At 62.1% G+C, this 11,477-nt stretch carries 8 protein-coding genes and 1 pseudogene; 1 reads left to right on the top strand and 8 read right to left on the bottom strand.

Annotated elements, in window-relative coordinates; all coding sequences use genetic code 11:
• Window positions 1-118 precede the first annotated feature (118 nt).
• The 4 genes from OOT46_RS30285 to OOT46_RS30270 form a co-directional block, all read right to left on the bottom strand.
• Window positions 119-832: a hypothetical protein gene (locus OOT46_RS30285; RefSeq protein WP_265407346.1), complete on the bottom strand. Its 714-nt coding sequence runs from the start codon at window positions 830-832 to the stop codon at window positions 119-121.
• Between the two features lie 59 nt (window positions 833-891).
• Window positions 892-1,635, bottom strand: coding sequence for a hypothetical protein (locus OOT46_RS30280; protein WP_265407345.1), 744 nt, complete (start codon window positions 1,633-1,635; stop codon window positions 892-894).
• A gap of 98 nt (window positions 1,636-1,733) precedes the next feature.
• On the bottom strand, window positions 1,734-3,452 hold the full coding sequence (locus OOT46_RS30275; protein WP_265407344.1) for a DUF6531 domain-containing protein: 1,719 nt from the start codon (window positions 3,450-3,452) through the stop codon (window positions 1,734-1,736).
• 190 nt (window positions 3,453-3,642) lie between these two features.
• Window positions 3,643-5,589 (bottom strand): hypothetical protein, encoded by a 1,947-nt coding sequence (locus OOT46_RS30270; protein ID WP_265407343.1) that lies wholly within the window; start codon window positions 5,587-5,589, stop codon window positions 3,643-3,645.
• A gap of 1,263 nt (window positions 5,590-6,852) precedes the next feature.
• Between OOT46_RS30270 and OOT46_RS30265 the strand changes: the two genes are divergently transcribed.
• A complete protein-coding gene (locus OOT46_RS30265) occupies window positions 6,853-7,077 on the top strand; it encodes a hypothetical protein (RefSeq protein ID WP_265407342.1) in 225 nt (74 codons plus the stop codon).
• Window positions 7,078-7,619: 542 nt separating this feature from the next.
• On the opposite strand, the gene OOT46_RS30260 is transcribed toward OOT46_RS30265, so the two are convergent.
• The 4 genes and pseudogenes from OOT46_RS30260 to OOT46_RS30245 all read right to left on the bottom strand — a co-directional run.
• Window positions 7,620-8,168 (bottom strand): hypothetical protein, encoded by a 549-nt coding sequence (locus OOT46_RS30260; RefSeq protein ID WP_265407341.1) that lies wholly within the window; start codon window positions 8,166-8,168, stop codon window positions 7,620-7,622.
• A 585-nt stretch (window positions 8,169-8,753) separates the two neighbouring features.
• Entirely contained in the window at window positions 8,754-9,170 is a 417-nt protein-coding gene (locus OOT46_RS30255; RefSeq protein ID WP_265407340.1) for a hypothetical protein, read from the bottom strand.
• A gap of 15 nt (window positions 9,171-9,185) precedes the next feature.
• Window positions 9,186-10,538 carry an RHS repeat-associated core domain-containing protein gene (locus OOT46_RS30250; RefSeq protein ID WP_265407339.1) on the bottom strand — a complete coding sequence of 451 codons (1,353 nt, stop codon included), beginning with the start codon at window positions 10,536-10,538 and terminating at the stop codon, window positions 9,186-9,188.
• Window positions 10,535-11,477: pseudogene (locus OOT46_RS30245) on the bottom strand (hypothetical protein); the annotation flags it as partial. The pseudogene OOT46_RS30245 and the gene OOT46_RS30250, both read right to left, overlap by 4 nt.

Raw genomic sequence — 11,477 nt, 5'->3', positions numbered from 1 at the left:
GCCGCTGATGCGGCCCTGGGCGTCGTACTGGTAGTCGACCTGACGGCCCGAGGGATAGGTCAGCCCCAACAGCCGGCCAGCTTGCGTGCCGCTGCTACCCCAACGGTAGCTCAGGGTGTCAGCGGCGGTGCACGGTGGTGGCCGCGCCCCAGAGCTGGCAGCGCCGCAGCAGCCGGCCCTGGGGGTCATACGCGAACTCCAGCCGGCTGGTCTGCACGGCGCTGGCGTTCAGTTCGGTGAGGCTGGTGAGCTGGCCGCGGCCGTAGTTCTCGGCCCCGGCCGTGGTGCTGTAGGCGTCGTAGCCGTGAACTGTCTTGGCGCCGCCGGGCCAGGTGATGGTGGTGGGGCGGTTCAAGGCGTCGTAGGCGTAGAAGATCTTCTGCCCGCGCGAATTCGTCAGCTCGGTGACGTTGCCGGCAGCATCGACCTTGGTGATGGTCGTGGTGCCGGTGTCGGGGCTGACGACGTTGACCGGGTTGCCCAGGCCGTCGACGCCGTAGCTGGTGGTGTTGCGCCTCGGGTCGGTGACGCTGGTGAGCTGGTCGCGTTTGTCGTAGCTGTAGTCGATGACCGGGGTGCCGGCGCCGGTGGCGGGCACCGGCAGCACCTGCTGCTTGAGGCGGTAGAGGCTGTCGTAGCTCTGGGTGGTGACCTGCGAGCGCGGGTCGGTGATCTTGGTGCGGTTGCCTTCGGCGTCGTATTCGTAGTGGGTGGTGGTGGTCTGGGTGGGCGGCGTCTGCGCCCGGGCGGACAGCGGCAGCACCTGAAGGGCCACGAGGGTGGTCACCAGGGCGCGTTGGGCCAGCCGGCGCGGCAGGCGGGGATCACTCATGAGGTCCACTCCCGAGGGGTGATTGTTGTTGTGGTCTGTGGCAAGGGCAGGGCGGCGACTCATTGCAGCCCTCCAGTGACGGTTTTCAGGCGGCCCAGCGCGTCATAGGCCCGGGTCATGTTGCGCATCAGCACGCCATTGGGATCTTTGATCTCTTCCTGCGTCCTGTTGCCGGCCTTGTCCAACGTGTAGCTCACCGAGTTGCCCAGGCCGTCCTTGAGGCCGGTCAGGCGATGCGCATCGTCATAGCTGTACTCGATGTAGCTCAAGTCGGGCTGGGTCACGCGCTGCAGCAGGCCGGTCGGGTAGTAGTCGTACTTGGTCAGCTCGGTGCCCACCGTCACGGTCTTCAGGCGGTGGCGCGGGTCATAGGTGTAGGTCGTCACCACATCGTTGGCGTCGACCTGCTGCAGCACCTGTCCCTGCGGGCTGTACCTGGTGAATCGCATCACCTGGCCGGCGGGGTTGGTGACCTGCTTGAGGTCGCCCTTGGTCCAGTCGGCGGTCGTATCGGGGTAGTACTCGTAGCGGGTCACGTCCGTCGCGTCAGTGCGGGGGCCGTCTTCCGTGAGTACCTGGCCGAACTGGTTGTAGGTGTAGCTCCATTGGCGCGATGCAATGCCGGTGGCCAGTGCCCCTGAAAAGCCCTTGGAACCGTCCACATCGGTCGTGGCCTGCTCAACACGTTGGCAGACCACGGCGATGGGCTTGCCGTCGGGCAGCTTGGCGTCTGCGGGCGCACAACGGGCGATCATGTTGCCGTTGAAGGGATCAGGCTGGCCGTTGTAAACCGTGGTGAGCAACCGTCGGGGTTCCGCGACGCGAACCTCCAATGGCCAATCCGGGTGCCACTGCGTAGAGACTTTGCGGGACTCGCTCGGTAGCGTGGCACCTGTCGAGTTCACACTACTGCAATGATGGACATGCTCAGGCCTGAGACATGCTGTGTCACCAGACCTCGAACGGTATCGTTGGCGTAGCAAGAGCGCTTGCCCGTAAAGTCGTCTCGCCTTACGACATGCCCCAATTCATCATGCTCCACCGATTGGCTTGAGGCGCCGCACCCGGCTCCGGCAGGCTGCGACTGCTTCACCACTCGACGCACGCCGGCCACAACGGCTGTCTGGTAGACGCGGGTTGAGCCGAGCGGACCCAGGATGCTGATGGTGTCGCCACTGTCCTTGCGTGCGTGGTAACCGGCGCCCCCCGCATGTTCGGTGATATCAGCGGTGCCCCAATAGCTTTGGCGATAGCCGTAAGTTGCATAACGTTTGCCACCTTCGTCGATGATGCCGGTCAAGCCATATGGCCCACCGCCGCTGGCAAAACCGTACGGTTCTTCGCCATGCAGATACTGCCGGGAAGCACCATCCGGGTATCGAACGGTGGCCAACATCTCATTGCCATCGAAGGTGTATTCATAGGGTGCGCTTCCCGCAATCCTCATCGTGGCCAGTTGTCCCCGGCTGTTGTAGGTGAAGGTCAGTGCCCTGCCATGGGTGTCTGTGACACTCAGCAGCAGGCCGGCCTTGGGTGCTTCCGCTGTCTGCCCGGTGCTATAGCGCAGGGTTTGACTTGCGCCATCGGCGGCATGGATAGAGGTCAACCGACCCTGGGCGTCGTACGTCTCCATCTCTTGGGTACCGCTGCTGATGTAGCGCCAGCCGTCCGACGTTTTGATGAGCTGGTCCTGCGGCCCGCCGAGGTCGAGCACCTCGCGCCCGGTGGATCGGAAATGTTTGACGGTGCCGTCTCCCCGGACCGCGGCTGCCAGCAAGTGCGGAGAGTTCTCAGCGTAGACGCGACGGTCATAGTTATGGCGCCATAGGTCGCCAAACCCGGTAACTACCTCGTAGGCCTGTCGCGGTGCACGGTACCAACCGTAGCTGCTGTAGCGTAGGGTGAACTGCAGCGGCGAAACACCGAGGCGCGGCAAATCGGTGACGCTCAACTCCTTCTCGCCATTTGCAATACCAACGGGGTTACCGACGGTGGTCGGCCCCCCATTTGGTGAACAGGACGCTTTAGGCGTTCGATAGCAATACTCAGGGTATCCGTCGGCATCCTTTGGGCCGGTGAAGTACCCGGGTGGGCAGGAGACAGTCCGGCCACGGTAGGCGAACAGGCCCCCGTATTGATAGCCGTCCACCACGTCATGCCCGCGCAGCTCGACCCCACCGTATTTCTGAATCACCTTCCGGTTACCGCAGTTGTAGCTGGAAACGGTGGCTCCGACCGGCTCCCATGAGAGATCGACATTTTGGGGAGGATTCTGCGGCCCCACAGCCAAGAGGCAGCCTAGCAACTGCGTCAGCTTCGCTTCGCTTTCAATCGTCGTTGACGTGCCGAGGATGGCTTCGCCACAGGCCTGCTCCATGGCAAGCGCGTCGGTGCGAGAGGTGGTCGAGCATTTCGAATATGTCAGTGGCGAGATCCGCGGTGCAGTGCAGATCCTGAGTCCATCTGGCGCGTCCTGCATGCACTGCTCCGGGCCCGCAAACGCTGGCAGGCTGAGGCAAAGTGCAATGAACCCAGGAACGACGGGCCAGCTCCCGTACGCTGAGCTGCCCAGGGGCGGGTATGCCAGGCCCGCCATTCGAGGCAGGAAATTCTGTTTCATGAAAACTCCCTTTTGTCACGTCTTCCTGTTCGCGCTCTTGAGCCCTCGCTGGCGCAGCGCGCTTGCAAACAGCATCCGGCCTTGGCGCGCTGCCCATCGCTCTGCGCGCCCAGACACAGGTCATGCAAACCGCGGATCGATGATCTGGTGCGGTTGCCTTGGGGGATGAGGTACAAGGGAAAACACCGACTCACTGCAGAGTCCCCGTCGCGGTTTTCAGGCGGCCCAGGGCGTCATAGGCCCGGGTCATGTTGCGCATCAGCACGCCGTTGGGGTCCTTGATCTCTTCCTTGGTCCGATTGCCGGCGTTGTCCAGCGTGTAGGTCACCGAGTTGCCCAGGCCGTCCTTGAGGCCGGTCAGGCGGTGCGCATCGTCGTACAGGTACTCGATGTAGCTGGTGTTGGGCTGCGTCACGCGCTGCAGCAGGCCGGTGGGGTGGTAGTCGTACTGGGTCAATTCAGTCCCGACGGTCATGGTCTTGAGTCGCTGGCGCAGGTCGTAGGTGTACGAGGTCACAACGCCGTTGGCGTCAATGTGCTGCAGTGCATGGCCATGAGGGTTGTACTTGGTGAAGCGGGTCACCTGGCCGGCGGGGTTGGTGACCTGCTTGAGGTCACCCTTGGTCCAGTCGGCGGTGGTGTCCAGGTAGTAGTCGTAGCGGGTGACGTCCGCGACGTCCGTGCGCGGTCCATCTTCGGTCAACACCTGGCCGTACTGGTTGTAGGTGTAGCTCCACTGTTGGGCGGCGACCCCGGTGGGCAGCGTCGCGGAGAAGCCCTTGGAGCCGTCGGTATCGGTCGTGGCCTGTTCGACCCGCTTGCAGACCACCGCAATAGGCTTGCCGTCCGGCAGCTTGGCATCGGCAGGCGCGCAGCTAGCGCTGGCGCTACTGGCAAAAGGATCCGGCTGGCCGTTATAGACCGTCGTCACAACGCGTCGCGGCCCGGCCACCCGGGTGGGCAGGCTCCAGTCGGGATGCCACTGAGTGCTCACCTTGCGAGCCTCGGAGGGGAGGGCAGCCGCGGGTGCCGTGTAGGTGCCGCAGGCCGCTGTATTGGACAGTCCCTCCACGCGCACCGTTTCGAGATTCCGGCTCAGATCATGTCCGTAACAGGCGCGTGTGCCGTTAAAGTCGTCCCGGCTGACTACGTTTCCCTGTACGTCATAACGAGCTTCGCTCGTGGATGCCTCGCAGCCCGCGCCCGCCGGCTGACTGCGGCGGGTGATGCGCGGCGTACCAGCGACCAGCTCGGTCTCGAGATGACGATCACCACTGGGGGTCGTCAGAACCACACCTGAAGGCGCACGCCATGAGTACTCGCGTTTGTAGCGCTTGAACGACGCCAGGTAAGTGTCCGCGACCACGAGAGAGGGAGGTGTCGCGTAGCGAACGCTGTATGAGTCAACCTCGCCCGCCTTGCGCGTCGCGATTGCTCGGCCATCCGTGTCGTATTCAAACCAAGAATAGCGCTTGCTGCTTTCGTCGACGACGCCTGTCAATGCCCACGGCAAATCGATCCGCTCGTAGAGGAAGCTCCGGGACGAGCCATCGGGCCAGTCGATGGCAGCAAGGTTGCCGGTGTCGTCGTAACGTGCGTGTACTCTTTGGCCAGCCGGATCGACGATGGTACTAACTCGGGCGGCTGCATTTACGGTTTGGTACTCGAACCGAACGTTGCGTCCGAAGGCATCACGAACTTCAATAACATATCCTGGACCGGGCGCGATCTCGGCGGGTGTGTCTTCCGTGCTTTGCGTGAAGGTGAGCCCGCCGCCGGCGGCGTAGTCGAGCCGCTGCAGTGCACCAGTCGAGGTCTGGTACGTCTCGATCGTGCGTCGCAGGGCATCGATGTAGTGATAACCCACCGACGCGAGTCGGAGCCGGTCGGACGTCTCAGTATCACTGGCGTACTTGCTGGTTCCCGTGCTCCGAAAGCTCACCCTTCGCCCGTCGCCGCGGAAAGCCGTTAGCCCCACGGCCGATCCGAGCCCCCGGACACGTCGATGAAAACTGCTGAACCACAGCTTGCCGAAGCTGGCCGCTTCCCGGCCTTCCGCCGGAGGTGTGTAAGGGTCTACTGCCCGCACCTGCCACGTCGTTTCGTACGTCAGAGCCAGCTCGTCACGACCCAGCACGATCCCCGTCCGCACTTCCTCTCGCTTGGCGCCGCTGGTCGGGTAGATAGGGTTACCTGCGCTGTCGCACCTCGGGGGCGGCGGCTTGTAGTAGGAGATGACGTCAACACAGGCAAATAGGTCCGGCTCCCACCGCGTTCCATTAGGGCAGCAGACGTAACTCCGAGACACGCTTCCTCGGAGCGGATAGCCGTTAGGAGCTGAGCAAGTGTAAGACTCCTTTACATGCTGCACCGGATCGCATGCGCTGTTCGATGGAGGAGGGTTGTAGCCCCAGATCTCTGACCCTGTTTGTTGCTGGCAGACGGCAAGTGGATCTTCATCCGGCTGTGCCCCCGTGTTTGGCAAGGACGGCTGCCAAAGATCATGTCTTCGGTGCCAATAGCCGTTCAACTCCTGAGCAGTAGCGGGCATCAAGTAGGCGGCCATCAACGCGATAGACAGGGCGCGGCGGGCGCGTAGCCGCGATGTGCGGGTATTCGTCACAGAGTCCTCTTCTGAGGGACGGGTTGTTAGTCGTTCTGAGGGGGAAAGCGAGGGCGCTGCCTCGCTTGAGCGTACCGATGGTGGATTGCAGCCGGCCCAGCCCGTCATAGGCACGGTCATGTTGCGCATCAGCACGCCGTTCCGGGCCCTGACTTCTTCCTTAGTGCAGTTGCCGGTGTTGTCCAGCGTATCCGCAATGGGTTGCCCAGGCGATCTTTGACAGCGGCAAGGTGCTACACAAGTCGTAGCAGTAGTCGGTGTGGCTCGTGTCGGGCTGAGCCAAGCCTTGCAGTGGACCAGCTTTTTGCATGGTTCCCTCCTACCCCTGTCCATCTTGTTGTCGTGTGCCGGGGCAAGCAGCGTCGGCAGCATAGGCAAAGTAAGAAGAAGTCACAACGACATGTATTCCAGCTCCCCCTTGACTGCGGGGGAGAGGCTGGTGGCGGCGGCAATTCGGTGCTAGCCGAGCGAGGCGGACTCGAGTTCCGTCGCCGGAGGCAGCTCGGCCTTTCTGCTGCCCTCGTGCCTCGCTGTGCAGGGCAGGGCTTTGGATGCCCCTGGACGGACAACCTTGCCTTCGGTGGCATCGGTGCCTGGTGCTTATGTGAGGTATCGCTGGGTGGGTCCAATGCGAGCACTTAGCACGGCCTGGAGCTGGCAACAGGCAACCCGTCGCAGACGCGCGACAGCTGCCGAAAGTCGGCAAGGAGGACTTGGCTTTCTCGCGCGCGGAGCGTTCATCTCGCCACCCGACAAACCCCTCAACGGAGAAACACCATGAGTCACAACAGCCTTACCGACACCCAACGCCATGTCCTCGAAGACGTCTTCGACGACAGCGAAGGCCGCACGGAGTGGTTCCCCGCCAGCGCCAAGGTGCTGCAGGGCCTGCTGAACCGCTCGCTGATCGCGCTGGACGGCGAGCACCACCTGGTGGGCGAGGCCGGATACGAAGCGCTCGGCCGCGAGCTGCCGGCCCCGATGGCCGCCGAAGCCACCTAGCCTGCGGTCAACGACGCCGAGCCGGAGCAGGAGGGCGCTGCCGCCTAAGCGCAGTGGCAAGCGGAGGCTACGGCCGAGCACAACGACGCCCCCCAGACGGCGGCTTCCGAGCCCACACCAGGCGAGACCGACACAACCCCAACCGCAGAGCCTGAGCCGCGCACCACAGCGGCCCCTGCGCCGCGCACCGACAGCAACCCGTGACCTGCTCGGAAAAATCCGGCGACCCTTGGGTCTCCACGTCGAAGTACTGCCCCGGGAAGCTGAGGTGGAAGTCCCGCCGTTGCGCTGCGGCCTGTCCTTGCGGCGCCCCGTTGGCCGCCGCAATCCCGAAGGGCTCGCTGAGGACCGCCCACTCCCAGCGCTTCGCTCCTGCCGTGTCCATAACCAGCCGCGGCGTGTTGAGGTGGCCGGCGTGAATGTGGCGGTTCGCGGGCGGGTTCAGCTGAGGCCATTTAGGCTCACCTTGGCTACGCTCTACGTCGGCAACACGATTATTTACTATCTCGCGGCTCGTCCAACAAATAAACGCCCGCGCTACCTTAGCTGATGTTTCTTATCGCGTGGCCGCGAGATAAATAATTATTAATACGTTCTGGATGCGTTGTAAGGGACAGGTGAAAAGGCATTTTGTGGACGGACAGCAAGGCCTGAGCCCCGTCTTTCGCCTTGAGAAGAAGAGCTGCATCTATGACTGATAAGGAGAGATTCCCCTTGTCCGCTTCGTGTTCCTGAATTGAAACTAACCAAGCAGATACCTGTCCTTCAAATACAGAAGCGGCAATTCCGGGGAGCTTGGTTCTAGCCGCTGCAACGGCCCCCTCATCAAAAGCCGAAGGGTAATCGTCGCGACTATATGCGGCAAGTCTGAACAATTCTCGGTCACCCTCACATTCTTCATGACCGACGCACAAGAACGCAGCCGAAGAGTCGTTTCGAACGTGAATGCCGTGATTCAGGATGAATGTTTGGTCATCGGAATAGAGTTCGGCCCAGATGTCTCCTGTGGCAAAAACCGAGCGACAAGGTCGCTTTAGAAGTCCCGCCAAAGCCATCTCTTCATCCGAACACAGTCTAAAATTGGTAATCATGGAAGGCAACTACTCCTGTCGGTAATCCTGGGAAATGCATGGTTTCCCCCGTTCGTCCTGGAGGTGGAAAAATATCGATGCGGGGCCCAGTGCGCCCTGAACGATCAGACAAATAAGACCGGACGAATCTCGATTCCGCATGATGGGTCTCTCTCCTTGATGTTCTTCAGGTCAATCAGGGGCCGTCGCGGCGCGGCATGTTGGGTCTGTGTCGGTTGTGAGGGTTCTGCTGACGCAAGGCAACACGCCCACGCCACTCTGCTGTCGGCCAAGTGCTGCAGCTGGCGGACGAGCTCGGCAACCTGGCCAAGGCCTGCAAGATCATGGGCTTTCACCGAAACACTGTCGGGGAAATACTCAACCAGAACACGATGAGGTGCCCGGACTACCGGGCAGCACGAAGCTTGTCAGTCCACGAAGCAGTGCCTGGAATGTAAATTCGGCGGTGTAACTGGGCCTCCCGAGCAGGCCCGGTCGCTGCGAAGCAGTTTCCGCAAAACCAGAGTGTTTCCTCGCTCCATCTTCGAGCGTCGGGAAATGCGAAACACAATAGTTTTAAAGGCGGGTCGGCGCCGCCGTTGGTCGCTAAAGGCTATCGAGCCAACGCTGGTGAAATTGCTCTTGCCTCTCAACTGAGACTGGTTGGATCGATGGCTCTGAGTCAAAGATGTTCACGATGTCGCTCGACAGCGCTTGATTACCCAACCGATGGCGATATGCCAAGCAGTTGAGCCCCATGCTTTCCTGCATAGGCGACGGATACACGGTTTCATCCGCCGCGAAGCAAAACAACAGAATATTGTTCTGCTCGAGCTGCAGCCGAATTTTTCTTGTGGCGTCAAACACACTGCGTTCGGAGAACGCACTTACCTGAAGCCCTTGCTCAGACCGGAGGTGCAATTCAATTCCATCGCGGACTTCATTCTCCGAGACGGTAATTTTTGCGGCGACCTGTGTCCCGTTCGGATATAGCAATGGAACGTCCTGCTGAAATTCGGTCATGACAACTCCAAAAAATTAGTTTCCGCACTCGCAGTTCGGATTTTTCTCGATGGCGCTGGTTGCTTTTGATGCTGCCCACATCACTTGGGAGCCGGAGATTCCGCCAGGAACAGCAATTTCCTGTTGCTCAGGATAAGGAGATCTATTGCCAAGTACGCCGTTGACGTCAACTCCGTTTCTAATGCATATCGTGTACACGTAGCCATTCTTTCCCGCAAAGGCATGAGCGATGCTGTAACTTCTAGAAGTGGCGACATAGCCGCTATCGGGAGCGCCTCTTGCGTGCGCGAGGAGATCCAAATTGGTGCCTTTCGGGCGAAATCCACCAGAGAATACGAGGTTTGGCGGCCTAGATGGGCGATCGCCTCTGTACACCCACTGTCCATTGCATACGCATCGTCTGGAATCAGAATTCGACGTATCTCCTGTGAGTAGTAGCGGGAGAATCCATGCTGGATTCGGGATATTTGGTATCGGCAGCGGCATAGGCCGCGGTACGGTAGGGGCTGCTGCCGGCGACAAACCGTCTGGATCCACGTCAGTGACAGGGTTTCCGCCGACGTACGCATAGGTATTGATCCCACCTGCCAATCCAATAGGGTCACTTTGGGCATACCTCCCGGTGTGCGAGTTGTAGGCCCGGAAGTAGTTATACGCTGTCGAGGTCTCCACGTCGAAGTACTGCCCCGGGAACCTCAGGTGGAAGTCGAGCCGCTGAGCTGCAGCTTGGCCCTGCGGTGACCCGTTGGCCGCCGCCATCCCGAAGGGTTCGCTCAGAACTGCCCACTCCCAGCGCTTGGCGCCCGTCGTGTCGGTGATCAGCCGCGGCGTGTTGAGGTGGTCGGTGTGGACGTAGCGGACTTGCGGCAAGTTCGGCGTGGTGCCTGCCATTCGCACCGGCTGGGTCGGCGTCGCTCCGGTGATTACGGCTACCGGCATGTCGTACAGCCAGATGTACTCGCGTTTGACCAGGTGGTTGGCATCGCGCTCGGCGATCAACTGCCCGGTTTCGTCATAGTGGAAGTAGGTATCGCTGGAGCCGACATACGCCGGCGGGCTGTAGGTCACCGTGCCGGAGGTCAGCGTCGAGCCGGCCTTGCGAATACGCTGGCCCAGCCCGTTGTGGCTGTAGACGTGGCGCGCCATTGGCCCATAGCTCACATTCATGCGCCCGGTCACCACCAGCCCCTCGCCGGTGGTGTAGGCGTAGTTGATGGTGCCCACGGGGTTGGCCGGATCGACGGTGATGTTGCCGGTGGCATCCGTCGTGATCGGCTGCGCGGCTTGGCTGTCCTGCTGCACGCTCTGCAGCCGGTTGCTGGTGGCCGGGTAGGTGTAGGTGGTGGTGGTGGCGCCGGCGCCGCTCAAGATGCGCTGGGTGCGGTTGCCGTTGAGGTCGTAGGTGTATAGCTGTAGGTGGCGGTGGGCAGCACCGCCTGGGTCAACCGGTCCAGATTGTCATAGCCGTAGGTCACCTTGGTCGGTGTGGCGGCCGGGCCGGTGCGGATCTCGGTGATGCGGCTGGCCGGGTCGTATTGCAGGGTGTACTGCGCCTGCTCGGCGCTGACGCCCGTGGCGCCCTGGCCGAGGGTAAAACCCGTAATCCGCCCGTCGATGTCAAAACTCCGGCTGTAACGCTGCACCGGGGCCGTGCTGCCGTTGCCGAAGGTAAAGCTCTTGACGGCGTAGCTACCGACATCGAGCGTCTGGTACTCGACGCTGCTGACCACCGCCTTGGGCGTGCTGCTGCCGGGGTCGGAGGTGGTGATGCCGTTGATGCGGCCCTGGGCGTCGTACTGGTAGTCGACCTGGCGGCCCGAGGGATAGGTCAGCCCCAGCAGCCGGCCGGCTTGGGTGCCGCCGCTGCCCCAGCGGTAGCTCAGGGTATCGGCGGCGGTGCAGGTGGTGGCCGCGCCCCAGAGCTGGCAGCGTCGCAGCAGCCGGCCCTGGGGGTCATACGCGAACTCCAGGCGGCTGGTCTGCACGGCGCTGGCGTTCAGTTCGGTGAGGCTGGTGAGCTGGCCGCGGCCGTAGTTCTCGGCCCCGGCCGTGGTGCTGTAGGCGTCGTAGCCATACACCGTCTTGGCGCCGCCCGGCCAGGTGATGGTGGTGGGGCGGTTCAAGGCGTCGTAGGCGTAGAAGATCTTCTGCCCGCGCGAATTCGTCAGCTCGGTGACGTTGCCGGCGGCATCGACCTTGGTGATGGTCGTGGTGCCGGTGTCGGGGCTGACGACATTGACCGGGTTGCCCAGGCCGTCGACGCCGTAGCTGGTGGTGTTGCGCCTCGGGTCGGTGACGCTGGTGAGC

This window comes from Aquabacterium sp. A7-Y (genome assembly GCF_026153205.1).
In the GTDB taxonomy this organism is placed as follows: Bacteria; Pseudomonadota; Gammaproteobacteria; order Burkholderiales; family Burkholderiaceae_C; genus Caldimonas.
This window is presented reverse-complemented; position numbering and strand designations above follow the sequence as displayed.